General features: G+C 73.4%; 18 protein-coding genes. 10 read left to right on the top strand and 8 right to left on the bottom strand.

The features are described from left to right. Positions 1-3: 3 nt before the first annotated feature. From ACMCNK_RS25855 to ACMCNK_RS25835, 5 genes are read right to left on the bottom strand one after another with little or no spacing between them, the layout of a single operon-like run. Positions 4-1,188, bottom strand: a complete 1,185-nt coding sequence (locus tag ACMCNK_RS25855; protein WP_412738952.1) for an acyl-CoA reductase — start codon at positions 1,186-1,188, stop codon at positions 4-6. A 55-nt stretch (positions 1,189-1,243) separates the two neighbouring features. Continuing rightward, on the bottom strand, positions 1,244-2,284 hold the full coding sequence (locus tag ACMCNK_RS25850; protein ID WP_412738951.1) for an acyl-protein synthetase: 1,041 nt from the start codon (positions 2,282-2,284) through the stop codon (positions 1,244-1,246). Further along, a complete protein-coding gene (locus tag ACMCNK_RS25845; protein ID WP_412738950.1) occupies positions 2,281-3,612 on the bottom strand; it encodes an AMP-binding protein in 1,332 nt (443 codons plus the stop codon). The genes ACMCNK_RS25850 and ACMCNK_RS25845 overlap by 4 nt, the downstream gene beginning before the upstream one ends. Then, a complete protein-coding gene (locus tag ACMCNK_RS25840; protein ID WP_412738949.1) occupies positions 3,609-4,346 on the bottom strand; it encodes an SDR family NAD(P)-dependent oxidoreductase in 738 nt (245 codons plus the stop codon). Before ACMCNK_RS25840 ends, ACMCNK_RS25845 begins: the two co-directional genes overlap by 4 nt. After that, positions 4,339-4,581 carry an acyl carrier protein gene (locus ACMCNK_RS25835; protein WP_412740995.1) on the bottom strand — a complete coding sequence of 81 codons (243 nt, stop codon included), beginning with the start codon at positions 4,579-4,581 and terminating at the stop codon, positions 4,339-4,341. The genes ACMCNK_RS25840 and ACMCNK_RS25835 overlap by 8 nt, the downstream gene beginning before the upstream one ends. A gap of 198 nt (positions 4,582-4,779) precedes the next feature. Between ACMCNK_RS25835 and pseB the strand changes: the two genes are divergently transcribed. The 8 genes from pseB (at position 4,780) to ACMCNK_RS25795 (ending at position 12,789) form a co-directional block, all read left to right on the top strand. Further along, the gene (pseB, locus tag ACMCNK_RS25830; RefSeq protein WP_412740994.1) at positions 4,780-5,754 is read left to right on the top strand and encodes a UDP-N-acetylglucosamine 4,6-dehydratase (inverting); all 975 of its coding nucleotides are present in this window, start codon (positions 4,780-4,782) and stop codon (positions 5,752-5,754) included. Beyond that, positions 5,754-6,878: a DegT/DnrJ/EryC1/StrS family aminotransferase gene (locus ACMCNK_RS25825; RefSeq protein WP_412738948.1), complete on the top strand. Its 1,125-nt coding sequence runs from the start codon at positions 5,754-5,756 to the stop codon at positions 6,876-6,878. The genes pseB and ACMCNK_RS25825 overlap by 1 nt, the downstream gene beginning before the upstream one ends. A 5-nt stretch (positions 6,879-6,883) precedes the next feature. Then, a complete protein-coding gene (locus ACMCNK_RS25820) occupies positions 6,884-7,714 on the top strand; it encodes a hypothetical protein (RefSeq protein ID WP_412740993.1) in 831 nt (276 codons plus the stop codon). Positions 7,715-7,716: 2 nt separating this feature from the next. Next, on the top strand, positions 7,717-9,384 hold the full coding sequence (locus tag ACMCNK_RS25815) for a hypothetical protein (protein WP_412738947.1): 1,668 nt from the start codon (positions 7,717-7,719) through the stop codon (positions 9,382-9,384). A 32-nt stretch (positions 9,385-9,416) separates the two neighbouring features. Next, the gene (locus ACMCNK_RS25810; protein WP_412738946.1) at positions 9,417-10,145 is read left to right on the top strand and encodes a cytidylyltransferase domain-containing protein; all 729 of its coding nucleotides are present in this window, start codon (positions 9,417-9,419) and stop codon (positions 10,143-10,145) included. Next, on the top strand, positions 10,142-11,299 hold the full coding sequence (locus ACMCNK_RS25805) for a PseG/SpsG family protein (protein WP_412738945.1): 1,158 nt from the start codon (positions 10,142-10,144) through the stop codon (positions 11,297-11,299). The genes ACMCNK_RS25810 and ACMCNK_RS25805 overlap by 4 nt, the downstream gene beginning before the upstream one ends. Positions 11,300-11,464: 165 nt before the next feature. After that, a complete protein-coding gene (locus ACMCNK_RS25800) occupies positions 11,465-12,241 on the top strand; it encodes an alpha/beta fold hydrolase (protein WP_412738944.1) in 777 nt (258 codons plus the stop codon). After that, complete coding sequence (locus ACMCNK_RS25795; RefSeq protein WP_412738943.1) at positions 12,241-12,789, top strand: TetR family transcriptional regulator; 549 nt, start codon at positions 12,241-12,243, stop codon at positions 12,787-12,789. The genes ACMCNK_RS25800 and ACMCNK_RS25795 overlap by 1 nt, the downstream gene beginning before the upstream one ends. A gap of 9 nt (positions 12,790-12,798) precedes the next feature. On the opposite strand, the gene ACMCNK_RS25790 is transcribed toward ACMCNK_RS25795, so the two are convergent. After that, complete coding sequence (locus ACMCNK_RS25790; RefSeq protein WP_412738942.1) at positions 12,799-13,395, bottom strand: TetR family transcriptional regulator; 597 nt, start codon at positions 13,393-13,395, stop codon at positions 12,799-12,801. A gap of 142 nt (positions 13,396-13,537) precedes the next feature. Between ACMCNK_RS25790 and ACMCNK_RS25785 the strand changes: the two genes are divergently transcribed. Continuing rightward, positions 13,538-14,695 carry a lysylphosphatidylglycerol synthase transmembrane domain-containing protein gene (locus ACMCNK_RS25785; RefSeq protein WP_412738941.1) on the top strand — a complete coding sequence of 386 codons (1,158 nt, stop codon included), beginning with the start codon at positions 13,538-13,540 and terminating at the stop codon, positions 14,693-14,695. A 258-nt stretch (positions 14,696-14,953) separates the two neighbouring features. Here the strand turns inward: ACMCNK_RS25785 and ACMCNK_RS25780 are convergent, their stop codons facing one another. Further along, positions 14,954-15,796: an SMP-30/gluconolactonase/LRE family protein gene (locus ACMCNK_RS25780; RefSeq protein WP_412738940.1), complete on the bottom strand. Its 843-nt coding sequence runs from the start codon at positions 15,794-15,796 to the stop codon at positions 14,954-14,956. 121 nt (positions 15,797-15,917) lie between these two features. Between ACMCNK_RS25780 and ACMCNK_RS25775 the strand changes: the two genes are divergently transcribed. Continuing rightward, complete coding sequence (locus tag ACMCNK_RS25775; RefSeq protein WP_412738939.1) at positions 15,918-17,411, top strand: MFS transporter; 1,494 nt, start codon at positions 15,918-15,920, stop codon at positions 17,409-17,411. Between the two features lies 1 nt (position 17,412). Here ACMCNK_RS25775 and ACMCNK_RS25770 read toward each other — a convergent pair whose 3' ends face one another. Continuing rightward, positions 17,413-18,450 carry a S66 peptidase family protein gene (locus tag ACMCNK_RS25770; protein WP_412740992.1) on the bottom strand — a complete coding sequence of 346 codons (1,038 nt, stop codon included), beginning with the start codon at positions 18,448-18,450 and terminating at the stop codon, positions 17,413-17,415. Positions 18,451-18,477 lie beyond the last annotated feature (27 nt).

Here is an 18,477-nt window from a genome sequence, read left to right as displayed (position 1 = left end):
GTGCTACGCCTGCACAGTCGTCAGGCGGGTGAATTCGCGGGGCAGGTCGTAGCCGTCCCAGATCGCGCTGAACGTCAGCGCGGACCCGAACGGCACGATCCGGTCCACGCCGCGCCCGCCCAGCGCCGCGGCGAATTCGTGCAGCTCGTCGGGGGTGAACCCGAAGTGGCTGACGGTCTGGTCCTGCCGGGTCATGGCCGGGACCAGGTCGGTGAGCGAGTCCACCGCGGCGAACGGGAACGCGCCCGCCCCGATCCAGCGTCGGGGCGCGGCCGACACCCCGGTCAGGGTCAGCCCGGTGACCGCGTTGCCCGCATGCCGCAGTCCGGTGGCCGCCCCCGTGGCCGCCAGCCCGTACGCGTGCACCCGCTTCTCCACCGCCATGGCGGCGTCCACGGTCCAGCCGCGTTCCGCGACGGCGTCGCCGAGCGCGCCCAGGAACTCCTCGGCGACCCCGTCGGGGTGCGCCCCGACCAGGAACACCGCGCGCGGCGACGAGCAGGCGGCCTGGTCGAACCAGTACGCGTCGTTGGCGAACCCGAGCGCGGCGGCGCGCCGGGCGGCCGGGTCCGCGGCCCGCCAACCCGGCACGGACAACACCGCCCAGGACGTACGGTCGGGAAACGTGACGTCCCGCGCGGACGGGCGCAGCGGGTGTGCCCGGATGGCGTCGACGGCGGCGTCCCCGCCCCAGATGACCCGCAGGTCGCACCACGCGCTGAGGGCGGCGGTGGTGGCGTCGTCCCGGCCGTACGTGACCATCCGCTGGGTGCGGGCGATGACCGGATCGGCGTCCGGGAGCGTGGCGTGCAGCGCTTCTAGCACCACGTCGGCGGCCGCGGCGGAGCGTTCCGAGATGCGTACGACGTTGTGGTTGCCGGCCAGCGCGGACAGCGCCCAGGAGTACACGAAGATGGTGTCCACGTTGGCCGGTGGCACGTGGAAGACGTTGCCGCGGGGGAAGACGAACGCGTCCGCGTGCCGCATCCGGGCGACCGCACGGGCCAGCTCGGCAGGGCGCAGGAAGTAGCCGAGCGAGCCGAGCTCGGGGTGCTGACGGGCGATCGTGGGGTGCAGCAGGCGGCGGGCGAAGCGGGACAGGAAGTCCACGATGCGTTCGTCGCCGACCTCCAGCCGCTCACCCGACGGCGCGGTCACATCCCCCGCCTCACCGAAACGGAACCTCATGCTCTGCCTGCCTTCCGCGTGCGCTCGCGGCCCTCGCTGCGCTCGGTGCACTCGCTCACGCGGCTGCCCTCCGGTAGGTGTCGGAGCAGCCGCGCGCCTCGGCCCGGGGCAACCGCCCGAGCACGGAGAACCGTTTGCCCGGCCAGTCCCCGTCGTCGACGCCGTGCACCACCCCGAGGTCCTCGGTGAGCAGCACGTGCCCGGGGTACGACGTGGGCAGCGTGCTGACCACCTCGATCAGCCCGGGCTCGCCGACCGGCTGCTCGTCCCAGGTGTGCGGGTCGCGGATCACCACGTCCGCGAAGTCGGGGCAGTAGAGGGAACCGCCGCCCGGCCCTTCGAGGAAGATCGTGCCGATCTGCTCGACCATGCCGTAGAAGTTGTGCACCCGGGTCAGGCCGACATCCGTGGCGAGGCGCCGCCGGAACTCGTCGGGGGGCACCGCCCGGTCGGTGAGCTTCTTCCAGCCGCCGGAGTGGATCAGGATGCCGTTGCTCAGGTCGAGGCCGGCATCGCGGGCCACCTCGTACAGGTGCAGCCACACCAGGTAGGTGAAGCCGAAGATGAGGAACGGGGCGTCGCCGTGCTCGGCGAGGAATCCGCGGACCGCGTCGAGGTCGGGCCGCCCGTCGAGGTCGAGGGCCCACGCGTGGTTGCGGCCGAACGTCGCCATGCCGAGCACTCCGGCCCCGCGGGCGCTGAACGAGCGCCGGTCGGTGAGGATGCCCCGCGAGTCGACCAGCAGCATGGGCAGCCGCTTGTCGCCGAGGACGGTCCGCAGGGTCGCGCCGAGCTGCCGGGTCTGCGTGGCCGCGGCCTGCTTGTCCAGGTGGATTCGGCTCACCTCGCCCGTGGTGCCGCTGGACGTGAGCACCTTGAACACCGCGTCGTCCGCGATGCTCTTGAGATCCATGTGCTTGAACAGCCGGACCGGCAGCCACGGCAGGTCCGCGACGGAACTCGCGGCCGTGAAACCCTCGGCCGCGAGGATCCGATCGTACGGGGCGCAGTGGGCGCGGTGGTGTGCCACGAGCGCGGTCAGCTCGGTGAGCAGCACCCGCTCACGGTCGGCCTGGGTACGGGTGAACACGCTCATAGGGTCGCTTCCAGCCTGCGGTAGTCGATCTTTCCGGTGGGCAGCAGCGGCAGGGCGTCGACGCCGCGCACGTCCAGTCCGGAGAAGTGGGTGTCGAGCCAGCCGGCCAGTTCGCCGCGGACGGCGCGGGCGAGCTGCGCGTCCGCCCCTTCGACGAAGACGTGGATCCGGTCGTCGCCGGCGACCGCGGCGACCGCGCCGTGCGCGGCGAGGCTGCGTTCCACGTCGTCGAGGTTGACCCGGACCCCGAACACCTTGCCGATCCGCTTGAGCCGCCCGGTGAGGAACAGGAACCCGTCGTCGTCGAGACGGCCCAGGTCACCGGTGTGCAGCACCCCGCCCAGGTCGTCGCCGCGGGCCAGGTCGGCGGCGGTTTCGGCGTACCCCAGCATGACGTTGGGCCCGCGGTAGACGACCTCGCCGTCGACGACGGACAGCGCGCCGCCCGGGATCGGCGGCCCGGCGGAGCCGAGCTTGTCGGCGAGCCGGTCCGGGGGCAGCACGGTCATCCGGGCGGTCGCCTCGGTCTGGCCGTACATGACGAACAGCCGGCCGCCGGCGGCGGCCATGCGCTGCCCGAAATCCGCGACCAGCTCGGGGCGCAGCCGCCCGCCCGCCTGGGTGAGCGTACGCAGGCTCGGGTACAGGGCCGCGTCGAAGCGCAGCCGCCGCAGCATCTCGTACTGGTACGGCACCGCGGCGATCGACGTGACGCGGTACGCGTCCACGGCTGCCCAGAAGTCGGGACGCAGCAGGCCGCTGCGTTCCAGCACCACGGTCGCGCCGCGCAGCAGATGACTGTGCAGCACGGACAGCCCGTACGTGTAGAAGAGCGGCAGGGTGGTCGGCGCGACGTCGTCGCCGGTGATGCCGAGGCTGGTCGCGATGGCCTCGGCGTTGGCGAGCACCGCGGCGCCGGAGAGCCGCACCAGTTTCGGGTTTCCGGTGGAGCCGCTGGTGGTCAGCAGCAGCGCGAGGTCGGGGTGGACCTCCGCCGCGGGGGACAGCCGGACCCAGGTGTCCGCCTCGGCCCGGTACCCGGCGGGCGGCTCACCGGTCACGCCGGTGACCAGCGCAGGCGCGAAACGCCCGACCAGCTCGTGCAACACGGGCGGGGCCAGTTCGGGATCGAGCAGGGCGACCGGCCGCCCGGTCTGCAGCGCCCCGAGATACCGGGCGACCGCGGGCAGCTCGGTGGGGGTGAGCGCGAACGCCACCCCGGGGGCATGCCGGGCGAAGCCGGCCGCGGCGGCGTCGACGTGCGCGTGGTCCAGGACGGCGCCGGTCGCCGCGTCGACCACGCGGGCGTCCGGGTGCAGCAGGTTCACAGCGTCAGTCCGCCATCGACGCCGAGCACCTGGCCGGTGACGAAACGGGCGCGCTCGGACAGCAGGAACGTGATGACGTCGGCGACCTCGTCGGCGGTGCCGATGCGCCCCAGCGAGGTGTCCGCGATCCGCCGGGCGCGGCCCGCGTCGTCCAGCGTGTCGAGCATGTCGGTGGCGATGAAGCCGGGCGCCACGGCGTTGACCCGGATGCCGCGCGGGCCCAGTTCCTTGGCCGCCGACCGGGCCAGACCGGTGACCGCGGCCTTGGACGCGGCGTACACGGCCTGACCGGCCGCGCCGACCGTTCCGGTGATCGACGCCACGAGCACGACGGCCGGGGCACGGCCGCGGCCGAGCAGCCGGACCGCTCCCTGCAGCGTGTGCGCGGCACCGGCCGCGTTGACCGCGAACAGCCGCTGCACCGTGGCGTCGTCGATCATGCCGAGCATCCCGGCCGCGTGGGTGCCCGCGTTGACCACGAGCGCGTCCAGACGGCGGAACGTCTCGAACGCGAGCCGCATCACCGCCCGGCTGGTCGCCGGGTCGGCGATGTCCCCGGCCGCGCTGACCGCGGTCACCCCGTACTTGTCCGCGAGCATGGTGGCCGCCTGGGCGACCGGCTCGGGGCGGTGGCCGTGCAGGACCAGGTCGTGCCCGGACTCGGCGAGGCGGTGCGCCGTGGCCAGCCCGATGCCGCGGGACGCCCCGGTGATCAGGGCCACCCGATCACCCATTGAAATCAACCCCGTATTTACCGAGAATTCGCGTCGCCTCACCGAAACTGGACATATTGATGACGTCCTCGGTGTCAATCATTACGTCGAATTCATCTTCGAGCGCGGCGATCAGCGACATGTGGGCGAGCGAGTCCCACTTCTCGTGGTCCTGGTAATGCAGATCATCCACGGGTGCGTCCGCGGGCAGGTCCAGCGCCGTACGGAACACGTCACGCAGTCTCTGCAGCTCAATCACGGTGTTACTCCAAGGGGCGGGAGGGCGAAGGAAACCACCTTCCCCCACGGCCCGCGTCGCGGCGACCAATCGAAGCTGAACAAGACGTGAATGGACGTTGGCGTTTTCCACAGCCCCTGGAATTGGTCTGACACGCGGTTATGCTTCCGGCCGAGTCGCCCTTCGGCCACCACCCCCATGGAGTTGTTCGTGAGCATTTCGAGCGGATCCTCGATCCTCGTGACCGGAGCCACCGGCTCGTTCGGCAAGGCGTTCCTGCGCCACGCACTGGCCAACCTGGACCCGCAGCGCATCGTCGTGTTCTCCCGCGACGAGCTGAAGCAGTACGAGCTGCGCCAGATGTTCGGCGACGACCCGCGACTGCGGTTCTTCATCGGCGACATCCGCGACCGGGACCGCCTCGTACGGGCCATGCACGGCATCGACCACGTCGTGCACGCCGCCGCACTCAAGCAGGTCGACACCGCGGAGTACAACCCGTCGGAGTATGTCGCCACCAACATCGACGGCTCGCAGAACGTCGTCGATGCCGCCATCACCGCCGGCGTGCAGCGGGTCGTGGCGCTGTCCACAGACAAGGCGTCCAGCCCGATCAACCTGTACGGCGCGACCAAACTGGTCGCGGACAAGCTGTTCATCGCGGGCAACCACTATGCGGCGCACCACCCCACCCGGTTCGCGGTGGTCCGCTACGGCAACGTGATGGGCAGCCGCGGCTCGGTGGTCCCGCTGTTCCGCCGGCTCAACGCCGAAGGCCGCAGCCTGCCCGTCACGGACAAGCGGATGACCCGGTTCTGGATCACGCTGGAGCAGGCCGTCAAGTTCGTCGTGGACTCGTTCGACCGGATGCAGGGCGGCGAGCTGTTCGTGCCACGCATCCCCAGCATGCGCATCCTCGACCTGGTCGAGGCGGTCGCGCCGGACGCGCCCACGCACGAGGTCGGCATGCGCCCCGGCGAGAAGCTGCACGAGGAGATGATCTCCGCCGACGACAGCCGCCGCACGCTGCGCTTCCCCGACCGGTACGTGGTGCAGCCGGTCGTGGCGAGCTGGGGCTATCAGACCCCCACGGGCGGCGAGCCGGTCGCGGACGGCTTCAACTACCGCTCCGACAACAACGACCTGTGGCTGGAGGTCGACGAGATGCGCGACCTGCTGCGGGTGCCGTGATGCTGCCGTACGGGCGGCAGTCGGTCGACGACACCGACGTGGCCGCGGTCGTGGAGGCGTTGCGCAGCGACTGGCTGACCACCGGCCCGCGGGTCGGCCGGTTCGAGCAGGACCTGGAGTCGGCCGCCGGGGCTCCGTGCGTGGCGGTCAGCAACGGCACCGCGGCGCTGCACACCGCGTATGCGGCCGCCGGGGTCGGGCCGGGCGACGAGGTGGTCACCACGCCGATGACGTTCGTGGCCACCGCGGCCACGGCCGCGCTGCTCGGCGCGAGGGTGGTCTTCGCGGACGTGGAGGACGACACCGCGAACCTGGACCCGGCCGCCGCCGAGGCCGCCGTGACGTCGCGGACCAGGGCGGTCACCGCGGTCGACTACGCGGGCCACCCCGCCGAATACGACCAGCTCCGCAAGGTCGCCGACAGTGCCGGGGCGGTGCTGATCGCGGACGCCGCGCACGCCATCGGGTCCGCGTACCGGGGGCGGCCGGTCGGGGCGCTGGCGGACCTGACCACGTTCTCGTTCTTCCCCACCAAGAACCTCACCACCGCCGAGGGCGGCGCGGTCGCCTCGACGGACCCGATCCTGCTGGAGCGTGCCCGCACGTTCCGGACCGTGGGGCTGGTGCGCGAGCCTGCCCGCCTGCGCCACCGCGACGAGGGCGGCTGGCATCAGGAGGTGCACGAGTTCGGGCTCAACTACCGGCTGCCCGACGTTCTGTGCGCGCTCGGCAGCGCCCAGCTCCGGCGGCTGACCGCGTTCAAGGCCCGCCGGGCCCGGCTGTGCGCCCGCTACGACGCGCTGCTCGCGGACGTGCCGGGGCTGCGGCTGCCGGTCCGCCGGGCCTGGGCTGACCCGATGCGCCACCTCTATCCCGTACGCATCCTCGGGGACCGGCGCCGTGAGGTGTACGACCGGATGCGCGCCGCGGGCATCGGCGTGCAGGTCAACTACCTGCCGGTGTACTGGCATCCGGTCTTCGAGGACCTGGGGTACCGGCGCGGGCAGTGCCCGGTCGCCGAGGCGTTCTACGCGCAGCAGTTGTCACTGCCGTTGTTCGCCGACCTCAGCGACGCCGACCAGGACCGCGTCGCGGACACCCTGCGCAGCGTGCTGGGGGGTTGACCGGAGTGCATCACGCCAACCACTTCTACGGCCACGCGCACGTGCTGGCGGCGTACTGCGGGCTGGACTCCGCCGACCCGCCCCGCATCGAGGGATACCTGCAGCACGGCTGGAACGTGGCGGACGGGCTGGGCGGCGGGACGCCGTACGTGTCCGGGCGGCCGATCTTCGTCTGGTCCGAGCAGACGCGGCGGCGGGCGTGGTCGATGGGGCGGCGGCAGGCGACCGTGACCGGGGCGCCGTTCCTGTATCTGATGGCGATGCGGCCCGACGTGCAGCCGCAACCGCGCGAGGGCACGCTGTGGTATCCGTTCCACGGCTGGGAGCACCAGCGGGTGCACGGCGACCACCGGCGGCTCATCGACGAGATCCGGGCCACCGAACCCGGCCCGGTCACGTTCTGCCTGTACTGGCACGAGTACCGCGACCAGCGGATCCGGGCGGCGTACGAGGCGGCCGGGCGGGTCATCTGCCACGGCTACCGGGGAATGCGGTGGCGCGACACCGACCCGGAGTTCCTGCCCCGCCAGCTCGCCGAGCTGCGCCGCCATCGCCGCGTCGCCTCCAACAGGCTGAGCAGCGCCGTCCTGTACGGCGCCGCCGCCGGTTGCGCCCCCGCGGTGTACGGCGACCCGATGCGGTTGTCCGGCGAGGACCACGCCACCGCCGCGCGCATCCGCCGCCAGTGGCCCGAACTGCACGGCGTCGCCCCTGACCCGGCCGCCGCGGCCGCCAGCGCCGCCGCCGAGCTGGGCGCCGACAGCCTCGCCGGTCCCGCCGAGCTGCGCGCGATTCTCGGCTGGCACGCCCACCACCTTGCCGGGGCCGCGTCGTGACCGTGAAGAACCTCAGGCTCATCGGCGGGGAGATGCCCGGCTGGTCCGACCGGCGGCCCGGCGAGCGGTCGCCCGCGGGCGGTCCGGTCCTGGCGCACCTGCTGGTCCGGGCGGCCCCGCTGCTCGCCGGGGGCCGCGTGCTGGTCGCAGGCCCGCACGACGACGCAATCGTGGACGTACTGTCCGCGCGCGCCGACGTCACCTGCCTGCTGCGCGCCCAGCCCGACGCGGCCCGGCTGGCCGGGCGCGGCGTCACCGTCCTGTGTGGCACGCTCGCCAAACTCACCGACACGGACCGGTACGACGTCGTGGTGGCCCTCGACGGCCTCGACCGCCTGTGCTCGGTCGAAGGCCCCCAGTACGACTGGGCCGACGCCCTGCAGGCACTGCGCCGCACGCTGCGTCCCGGCGGCACCCTGCTGCTCACGGTGGAGAACGAGCTCGGTGTGCACCGTCTGGTCGACCGCGCCGCCGCCACGTCCGCGCACACCGACGGCGCGTGGCGGCCACTGGGCGAGTTCGACGAGTCCAGGCCGGGCAACCCGACCCGGCTGGCCGCCCGGCTGGCCGCGGACGGTCTCGCGGTGACCTGGGTCGGCGCGGCCTGGCCGCTGCCCGCGGCGCCCACCCTGGTGGCCACCCCGAACGCGCTGCAGGAGGGCCCCACGAGCGCGCTCGCCGCCGCGGCGGCGGGGGCGGTCGGCGTGGCGTACGCCCGGCAGCCGGTGCTCAGCGATCCCCGGCGCCTGGCCGCGGCGGCCGTACGCGGCGGCCTCGGCGCCGAGTTCGCCGCGGCGTGGATCGTCCTCGCCCACCGGGCACCGCGCCCGGCCGTCTCCCTCCCACTGCCGCCCGCCCTGCTGAGCCTCGGCTCTCCGCAGGCCCCACCGGACGGTCCGGCGCCGGGCGTCCCGTCCCGGATCGACCCGCCACCGGGCGGGCCGGTGCTGGAGCTGGGACGCGACCGTGAGGGCGGCTGGGTGCGAAAGGCCGTCACCGGCGCCGCGGGTGCCACGCCGGGGCGTGACCCGTCGGCGTTGGACGGGCCGATGCCCGCGGGCCGCCTGCTGGAAGAACTGCTGCTCGGCGCATGCCTGCGGCACGACCTGCCGACGATCCGGCGGCTACTCACCGGCTGGGCCGCCTGGCTGGCGACGCTCGGCGCCCCCCGGGCACACGCCACGGTCGACAACGTCGTGCTCGACGGCGACACGTACGCGCTGCTCGACACCAGCCTGCGCGACCCGGACCCGCCCGGCGTGCCCGAGGCCGCCACGGACGCGCTGCACCGCCTCGCCCACACGCTGATCTCCGGCGGGTACGTACACCCGTGGCCGGCCGCCACCGACGCGGACACCCTGACCGCGGTGCTGGCCGGCGCCGCGGGCCTGGACGTCCGCCCGCAGACCACACCGATACGCGCCGAGCCCCCCGAGCCGGATTCGCTGCGCGAACACGAGGAACAGCTCCGCGCTCTGCGCGAACAGCTCGCCGACGCGACGACCCGCACCGCCTGGTACGAGCAGGAACTGGCCCTGCGCGACACCGAGCTGCGCCGCGCGCACCTGCAGATCGCCGTGTTCAGCGGCAGCCTCGGGCATCGGCTGGCCCGGCTCGGGCTGACCGCCGCCCGCCGCGCGCGCACCGCGCTACGCCGTACCCAGCATTGACCCGCCATCCCCCTCACCAGACAAGGAACCGCATGCGCACGCTCGGCATCGTCCAGGCCCGGATGGGCTCCTCCCGGCTGCCCGGCAAGGTGTTGCGGCGGCTCGGCGGCCGTACCGTGCTGGAGCGGGTGGTCCGCGCCGCCCAGGCCGCCGCCGTGCTGGACGACCTGGTGGTCGCCACCACGGACGAGGCCCGCGACGACGCGGTCGAGGCCGAGTGCGCCCGGATCGGGGTGGCCTGCCGCCGCGGCCCCACCGACGACGTGCTGACCCGCTTCCTGGGTGTCCTCGACGGGCACCCGGCGGAGACGGTGCTGCGCTTCACCGCCGACTGCCCGCTGCTCGACCCGCGCCTGATCCGGCTGGCGGCCCAGGTGTTCGCCGCGACCCCCGGCCTGGACTACCTGAGCACGTCGATCGCCCGGACCCTGCCGCGCGGCCTGGACGTCGAGGTGGTCCGTGCGGACGTGCTGCGCACCATCGACCCGCTGGCCACCGCCCATCACCGCACCCACGTCACCTCATACGTGTACGGGCATCCGCGCGACTTCGCGGTGCTCGGCCTGACACTGCAACCGGACCTGTCGCACCTGCGCCTGACGTTGGACACCGAGGACGACTGGCGGCTCATCGAGGCGATCGTGGACCATTTCGGTGACGAGCCGGCCGGGGTCCGCACGCTCGCCGACTGGCTCGCCGACCGCCCGGAACTGACCGGCCTCAACGCCCACGTCCGCCAGAAGGAGCTGCAGCAAGCGTGACGATCACCGTCGGGATCCGGTGCGACGCCGGGCCGCGTACCGGGGTGGGGCATCTGGTGCGCTGCGTCGCGCTGGCCGAGGAGCTGGTCGCCCACGGCGTCGCGGTGCATTTCCTCAGCGACCTGGGCGGGCTGGCCTGGGCGCACGCCCAGCTCGAACAGCGCGGCCTGCCGTGGCATCCGGCCCCGTACGACGAGGTCGGCCTGGTCGCCGCGGCCGCCCGGCTGGGCCTGGACGCACTGGTCACGGACTCGTACGAGCTGCCGCCGCGCCACGCCGCCGCCGTGCGGGCGACCGGTCGCACCGTACTGACCATCGTGGACGGTGAGCTGCGCGGGCAACCCGCCGACATCTACGTCGACCAGAACCTGGACGCCGAGCTCGCCGTACCCGACCTGCCGCCGGGCGCGATCCGGCTGGCGGGGCTCGACTACGCGCTGCTGCGCGCGGCGGTGCGCGAACGCCGTCCCGCCGCGGCCCGGGGCGCCTCGGCTGCCCGTACCCCGAAGGTCGTGGCGTTCTTCGGGGGGACGGACGCCTACCGCGCCGCGCCCGTGATCGGGCGTCTGCTGGTCGCGACCGGGGCGGCCTTCGACGCGGTCGTGGTGGCCGCCGACCGCGGCCTGCGCGACGAGCTGCGGGCCGTCGCGCCCGGCGCCGGCCAGCGGCTGCGCGTGATCGGCCCGACCGACGAGCTGCCCGCGCTGCTCGCGGACGCCGACCTGGCGGTCAGCGCGAGCGGCACGTCGACCTGGGAGCTGCTCTGCCTCGGCTTGCCGTCCGCGCTGGTCCGGGTCGTGGACAACCAGATCATCGGGTACGAGCGCACCATCGCGCACGGGCTCGCGGCCGGTCTCGGCCACCTGCCCGCGCTGCGTGTCCCGTCCGCCGAGGCGGATGCGGCCGCGGCGGTGCTGCGTGACCTGCTCACCGACCCGGCGGCCCGGACGGCGCTGGGTGCCCGCGCGTGGGCCGCGGTGGACGGCCGCGGCGCCGAACGGGTCGCCCGCGCCCTACTCGCGGCGATCCGCTCCGGCACCGACGCCCGCCGCACAGCCGTCGCCGCCCTGGAGCGCTCCGTGGTTGCGGCTCAGAACTGGGACTACGAGGGTTGGCAGGCGATGCACGCCGCGAACAAGACTCCGAGCCGCTGAGGCGCTCTTCCACGACAACGCGTCTCGCCAGCTGACGAGTCCCGCGAGTGCGGCGCGCTGGCTGAGCTGGTGGCGCAGCACAACGCCGGGCGCTGACCCACCCGGGACGACTGCTGGTCAGCGAACCCCTTGCTAATGACCGACCGGTCAGTCACTATCGCATCCATGCACTTCAGCGACGAGGGCACCGGCACCCCGGTCGTGCTGCTGTCCGCGAACGGGCACGACAGCCGCGACTTCGCGGCCGTGACACCGGCCTTGAGCCGCCGTCACCGGGTGATCGCGGTGGACTGGCCGGGCTTCGGGCGCTCACCCGCGCCGCAGCCACCGGGCAGCGCCACCGCGACGGCGTTCGCGAGCGGTCTTGCGGAGCTCGTCGAGCGGCTGGACCTGCCCGCGGCGCATCTCATCGGCAACTCGATCGGCGGGTACGCCGCGGCCCGGCTCGCCATCGAGGCACCTCACCGCGTCCGTTCCCTCGTTCTCGTCAATCCCGGCGGATTCCCGGTGCTGGGTCCTGCCGACCGGCTGTTCGTCGGCCTCAAGGGACGCCCGGGCGTCACCCGGCTGATCAACCGCCGCTTCGCGTCCGCATACGTGCACCACCGCACGCCGTTGACCCGGCAGATCATCGACCGCGCGACGTATCGTCGCGGCGACGCGGACCGGGCGGCGGTCGACGCGGCGATCTGGCGCAGTTTCCTGGATCCCGACTTCGACCTCGGTCCTCGCGCGGACCGGATCGCGGCGCCCACGCTGGTCGCCTGGGGCAGACACGACCCGGTTTTCGGCCGCCGGGCTCGCGCGGAGGTGGCCCTTCGCCTGCCGCACGCCCGTACGGTCGTCTTCGATACCGGGCACGTGCCGTTCGCCGAGGATCCGGAGGCGTTCCTCGGCGAGGTGGAGCCGTTCCTCGACGGCGTCGACGGAACGGCCGCCTGATGGCCCGGGTCCGCGACCCCGGCGGTAAGCGGGCGGCGCTGCTGGCGGCCGGGATGCGTCTGGCCGGGGCGGGGCTGCAGGGCATGAGCATCAACGCCATCACCGCCGAGGCGGGCGTCGCCAAGGGCACGTTCTATGTGCACTTCCCCGGCCGGTCCGAGTATCTGCTCGCGCTGCACCAGCAGTTCCACGAACGAAGTCTGGAGTGCATGCGCGACGCGATCACCCATGAGGCGCCGGGGTACGCGGCGCTGCTGGCCGGTGCGCTCGCGTATCTCGACGGCTGCCTGGCGGAACGCGCGCTCAAGGCGCTGCTGCTGGAGGCGCGGATCGAACCGCTCATCCAAGCGGAGATCGCGGCCCGCAACGAGACGAACGCCGCGGTGACCGAACCGCACTTCGTGGCGATGGGATGGCGCGAACCCGGCGTGTGCGCCCGGTTGTTCGTCGCGCTGGTCGCCGAGGCCGCGCTGCTGGAACTGCCCTCCGGGACCCCTGACCCCCGGGTACGGCGCGCCGTGGCCGAGTTTCTCGAGCGTCCGGCCTGACCGCAACGCTCAGCGGGCCTCGTCCGCCGGGGCTGCCGTGGCGAGGGCGGTCCGCACCAGGTCGCGCAGAGCGCTGTCCGGGTGGTCCGTCCAGTGCTGGATCGCGACGCGCAGCGTGGTGAGGTACGTGGCGGCGAGGACCCGGGACCGCAGCGCCGGGTCGGGGCCGCTCAGCCGGGTGGCAAGCTCGGCGGACAGCTCGCGCTCGACCGTGGCGTACGCGGCGATCTGCTGCGCGGCCAGGGCCGGGTGGGCTCGTAGCCGGCGCCGCTGGGCAAGCCAGGCGGCGTCGGCGTCGGCGTATCCCTCCGCGATGAGTTGCTCGGCGACGCGGGTCAGCGCGGTCCACGGCGGTTCCTGGGCGGGCCGTTCGCGGACGAGTTGCACCAGTCGGGCCAGCCGGACGGCGTCGCCGTACGCGATGGCCTCCTCCTTGCCGGAGAAGTAGTTGAAGAACGTCCGGCGGGAGACGTTGGCCGCGTCGGCGATCGTCTCGACCGTCACCTGGTCGAAGCCGTGTTCGGCGGCCAGACGTGTCGCGGCCTCGTGCAGCGCCTGGCGGGTGGCCGCCTTCTTGCGTTCGCGAAGTCCGGGCGCCTGATTCACGGACCTGAGGTTAGTCCGGCGTGAATTAATTCTCAAAAAGCAAACTTGCACTGCGGGCAAGATTTGTTGGATGCTGGTCCCTGCACCCACCCCGGCTCAAAGGAAGACCCGTGACCACCGATCGCCTCCCTATGGCACGCCGGTGACCTGCCGCGTCGACGGACACCGGCCGTACGCGGCCGAGGCCGCCACGCCCGCAGAGCCGCCGCGCAGGCGCGGGCGGTCATGGGTGCTGCGCCTGGCGGTGCTCGCCGTCGCGGTGGCCGCGGTCGGGTTCACCCTGCGCGGACGCCTCCCCGCGCCGACGGAGATCGGCGCGGTGCTCGCCGGCGCCGACCTGCGCTGGATAGCCGCGGCGGCGCTTCTGCAGTTCGCGTCCCAGGTCGCTTTCGCGCTCCAGCAGCGCCGCCTGCTCGCGGGCGTGGGCGTCCGGCTTTCGGTACGCCAGGCGGTGGCGATCACCTACAGCCGGTCCGCGATCAGCATGGTGCTTCCCGCCGGGAGTGCGATGTCCGCCGCGTTCGCGATCCGCCAGTACCGGCGCCACGGCGCCGCGACGGGCACCGCCACCGCCGTGACCGTGCTCTCCGGGGTGGCGTCCGCCGCCGGGCTCGCGCTGCTGGCCGCGACCGCGTTCGCGCCCCGGGCGGCCGACGCGCTGATCCCGCTCACCACCGAGCACCCCGCAGACCTCGTCGCCTTACTCCTGGCAGCCGGTCTGACCGGACTCCTCGCCGTCACCGCACACCGCCACCCGCGCTGGCGCCGCATCGTCAGCACCGCCGCGCGGCGGTGGCGCTGGACGGCCCGCGCCGTCGACCAGGTACGCCGGGCCGCCCGGGACGTACGCGCCATCGGCCTGCGGGACTGGGCCGCCACCATCGCGTACGCCGCGGTGAACTGGCTGCTCGACCTGGCCTGCCTGGTGGCGGCCGTGCACACCGTGCGCGCCGACGTGCCGTGGCAGCACCTGGCAACGGCATACCTGGCCGTGCAGGTCGCCCGGCAGATCCCGCTGACCCCGGGCGGCATCGGCGTGATCGAGGCCAGCCTGCTCACCGCGTTGGTCGCGAGCGGCGTCCCGGAAGCCGGAGCGGCCGGCGCGGTCCTCATCTACCGGCTCATGTCGTTCTGGCTGATCCTCCCGCCGGGACTGACCGCCTACGTCCGGCTCCGCCGCGAACCCGTACCGCCCGCCACCGGGCGCGTCCCCTGCGCGACCGGTAATGGCCGCAGCCTCACCACTGCGCGGCGAGGTCGGCGACCTGCGGGCCGTCGAGCGGGTAGCCGAACGCCCTGAACCAGCCGTGCAGGACTTGATGCCGGATCACGCCGGCGCGAGTGCAGCGCGGCAACGCTCGACGTGCTCCGTCAGCCTGCCGGGGAGTGCGGAGTCCAGCGCAACGACCGCCGCCTTCGTGGGTAAGCAGCTGTTCAAGGCGTTCCGGCCGGGCGAACTGGACAGCGCCGGCACAATCCTCGCCGACGTGCCGCAGCAGTGCGAACGGATTGCCCGCCGAGACCAACTTATCAGTCGAGCGCGTACGCGCTCAGTGGATCACGGCCAGCCTGCTCCCGGTACGTCCACCTGCACGGCCAGCAGCTCGCCGCTGCCCGGTGTCACCATCTCGGCCTCGGTCATGCCCTGCCACCGTGCGGCGGTGATGAACAGCGTCGTCCCGCCGGGACCGCCCAGCGCGCACGCGAACCCACCCCGGTCCAGATCGACGCGCTGCCGCACCGTGCCACCCTCGGCGACCCGTACGCACTGCTGGTTCGGCACGTCGGCGTACCAGACCGCGTTCTGGGCGTCGAGGCAGATGCCGTCGGGCACGCCGTTGCCGACATCGGCCCAGATCCGTCGGCGGGACAGTCCACCGTCCGGCTCGATGTCGAAGGCCACCAGGCAGTGCCGGTAGGAATCCGCGACGATCAGCGTCGCGTTGTCGGCCGTCACCGCCATGCCGTTCGGGAACGCGATGTCCTCGGCCACCTGGCGCACCGACCTGTCCGGCGTGACCAGGACGACGGTGCCGGGCCGGACCGCCTCTCCCGCGGTCGGATCGAATCCGGCGCCGTTGACGTAGACGTTGCCGCGCCCGTCTGCCACGACGTCGTTCCAGCCGGGCCGCCCCAGGTCGACGTACCGGGTCAGGGCCCCGTCGGGCTCCCGGCACAGGAGCAGACCGTCCGCCGAGGAGACGATCACCATCCGTCCGTCGGGCAGCCACGCGGTGCACAACGGCAGCGACGCCACGCGCGCCACCACTTCGCTGGAGCCGTCGAGTCCGGCCGAGATCACCTCGCCCGCGGACCAGTCCGAGAAGTACAGCCGATCTGTGTGCCAGCGGGGCGACTCGACCAGCCCACGGCCGGTGAGCACCTTGCGCGGTTCGTTCATCCGTGTCACCGCCCTCCGCCATCAGCCTCGCACCTGGGCGCCCGAACGGGGGGCGTGACGGGTCGGCGCGACCGGGGTTCACCTGTCCGGCACGGCTGGCCGCGCGGGCTAAGGTCCGGCCATGGCTCTCGTGCGTTACGGCACCGCTACCGGCCGCTGGGTCCTGCTCGCCACGGTGCTCGGCTCCAGCCTCGCGTTCATCGACGCCACCGTGGTCAACATCGCGCTGCCCGCGATCGGCCGCAGCCTCGGGGCCGGGGCGGCCGGCCTGCAATGGACGGTGAACGGATACGGCCTCAGCCTGGCCGCACTGGTTCTGCTCGGCGGGGCACTCGGCGACCGGTACGGCCGGCGCCGGATGTTCCAGCTCGGGGTGGGCTGGTTCGCCGCGTCCTCGCTGCTGTGCGGGCTGGCGCCGACGACCGGGCTGCTGATCGCGGCGCGGGTGCTGCAGGGCATGGGCGGGGCGCTGCTCACCCCGGGCGCGCTCGCAATCCTGGAGGCTTCTTTCGTACGCGAGGACCGGTCCCGGGCGATCGGCGCCTGGTCCGGCCTGGCCGGGATCGGCGGGGCGCTGGGCCCGTTCCTGGGTGGCTGGCTGGTGCAGGTCGCGACGTGGCGGCTGATCTTCCTGATCAACGTTCCGCTGGCCCTGGTGGTCATGGCGGTCGCGGCCCGGCACGTGCCCGAGTCGCGGGACTCCGCGGTCCAGGGTTCCGGGGTCGACGTCGCCGGGGTGCTGACCGGCGCGGCCGGGCTGGGCGGGCTCACGTACGGGTTCACGGCCTGGCCGGTGCACGGCCCGGGCAGCCCGGTGGTGCTCGTCTCGCTGGTCGTCGGCGTCGCCGGGCTGATCTCGTTCGTCGTCGCCGAACGCCGGTCCGCGCACCCGATGCTGCCGCTGGACGTGTTCCGTTCCCGCGCGTTCAGCGCGGCGAACGTCGTGACGTTCCTGGTGTACGCGGGCAACGGCGGCGTGTTCTTCCTCGTGGTGCTGAACCTGCAGGTGGTGGCCGGGTTCCCGCCCCTGACGGCGGGGGTCGCGCTGCTGCCGGTGACCGTACTGATGCTCCTGCTGTCCGCGCGGGCGGGCATGTTGGCGCAGCGCATCGGGCCGCGGATCCCGATGACGTTCGGGCCGTTGGTGTGCGCGGCCGCGTTGGTGTGGCTGGCGCGAATCGGGCCCGGCGCGTCGTACCTGACGGATGTGCTGCCGCCGGTGGTGCTGTTCGGGCTGGGCCTGGCCCTGCTGGTGGCGCCGCTGACCGCGACCGCGCTGGGGGCGCTCGGCGACGCGCGCGCCGGCATCGCGAGTGGTGTCAACAACGCGGTCGCCCGGGCGGCGGGCCTGCTCGCGGTGGCGGTGCTGCCGCTGGCTGCGGGGCTGGGCGGCGGCAGCCTGACCGAAGCGGGCGATCTGGGTCCGACGTACCGGAATGCGATGCTGCTGTGTGCGGGCCTGATGGTTACGGGCAGCGCGGTGGCGGCGGTGTTCGTGCCGCGCCGCCTGCACCCGCCGGAAGAGGCCGAACCGGTGGCCGAAGGCGCGCCGGTCCCGCAGCGATTCTGCGACCCGGCCGGGCCGCCGCGCTGTCCCCACCCGGACCGGGCGTGAGTCACAGGTGGGCGGTGATGCGGCGGGCGGGGCCGTCCACGGTGATCGTGCCGCCGTGGGGCAGGATCCACTGCGGGTCGGTGTGTCCGAAGTCGACACCGAACACCACCATCGCGTCCGGGTGGTACGCGGCCAGCGCGCGCAGGACGGCTGCGCGCTGGTCGTCGCGGTACTTGGCGCGCTCCTGCGGCGGGTGCGGGGCGGAGAACACGGTGGCCTTGGCGGCGCCCACCAGGATCGCGGGGAACTGCTGGAGCAGCCCGCGCTCGCCCGCGTTGCGCAGCATCCGGAACACCTCCTCGGCGGACGGCATCTCTTCGGACGTCTCCAGCAGCAGGACACATCCCGCGTAGTCGTCGACCGGGCGGATCCACCGGTCCGCGGCGAGCTGCCAGTGCAGGATCTCCAGGTTGCCGCCCCAGGTCGGCGCGGTGACCACCCGCTCGGGCCGGTGCCACACCCAGCCGGGGCTCGGCACCGGCGGGGCCGAAGCGGTCAGCGAGGCCGGGTCCCGCCAGCTCAGCTCCTCGTCGCTGAACTCCTCGACAGGATGGATGTCCAGGTCGCCCACGGTGAACAGCGCGGCGCGCAACGATTCGGTGGAGACCGGGTGCAGGCCCGCGCCGCGCGCCAGATGCACCATCATGGAGCCGCCGTGGTACGCGGCGACGCCGTGGTGCCACAGCCAGATCAGCAGGTTCGTGTTGTCGGAGTACCCGAAGAAGGGCTTGGGATCCGCCACGAACGGGGCCGGGTCCAGGTGCGGCAGCACGGTGATCTGGTCGTCGCCGCCGATCGTGGCGAGCACGGCACGAATGGCCGGGTCGGCGTACGCGGCCATGAGGTCGCGGGCCCGGTCCGCGGCGGGGGCACCGAGTTGCCGGGTGGTGGGGAATTCGACCGGGACGAGGCCCAGGTCGTCGCGTAGCCGCCGCATGGCCTGCTCGTGCAGGTCGGGGAACTCGGCGGGCGCGGCGAAGGACGGCGAGACGACCGCGACGCGGTCACCTGGGGACAGCTTCGGCGGGGTACGGAACATGGGACGCATGTGTCCATCCAAACCCAC

The organism is Krasilnikovia sp. MM14-A1259 (assembly GCF_047159535.1).
GTDB lineage: Bacteria > Actinomycetota > Actinomycetes > Mycobacteriales > Micromonosporaceae > Actinoplanes.
This window is presented reverse-complemented; position numbering and strand designations above follow the sequence as displayed.

Coding starts and splice junctions, on each gene's coding strand:
- ACMCNK_RS25855 (WP_412738952.1), bottom strand. CDS start 1,188: ATGAGGTTCCGTTTCGGTGAGGCGGGGGATGTGACCGCGCCGTCGGGT.
- ACMCNK_RS25850 (WP_412738951.1), bottom strand. CDS start 2,284: ATGAGCGTGTTCACCCGTACCCAGGCCGACCGTGAGCGGGTGCTGCTC.
- ACMCNK_RS25840 (WP_412738949.1), bottom strand. CDS start 4,346: ATGGGTGATCGGGTGGCCCTGATCACCGGGGCGTCCCGCGGCATCGGG.
- ACMCNK_RS25825 (WP_412738948.1), top strand. CDS start 5,754: ATGCTGCCGTACGGGCGGCAGTCGGTCGACGACACCGACGTGGCCGCG.
- ACMCNK_RS25810 (WP_412738946.1), top strand. CDS start 9,417: ATGCGCACGCTCGGCATCGTCCAGGCCCGGATGGGCTCCTCCCGGCTG.
- ACMCNK_RS25800 (WP_412738944.1), top strand. CDS start 11,465: ATGCACTTCAGCGACGAGGGCACCGGCACCCCGGTCGTGCTGCTGTCC.
- ACMCNK_RS25795 (WP_412738943.1), top strand. CDS start 12,241: ATGGCCCGGGTCCGCGACCCCGGCGGTAAGCGGGCGGCGCTGCTGGCG.
- ACMCNK_RS25780 (WP_412738940.1), bottom strand. CDS start 15,796: ATGAACGAACCGCGCAAGGTGCTCACCGGCCGTGGGCTGGTCGAGTCG.
- ACMCNK_RS25775 (WP_412738939.1), top strand. CDS start 15,918: ATGGCTCTCGTGCGTTACGGCACCGCTACCGGCCGCTGGGTCCTGCTC.
- ACMCNK_RS25770 (WP_412740992.1), bottom strand. CDS start 18,450: ATGTTCCGTACCCCGCCGAAGCTGTCCCCAGGTGACCGCGTCGCGGTC.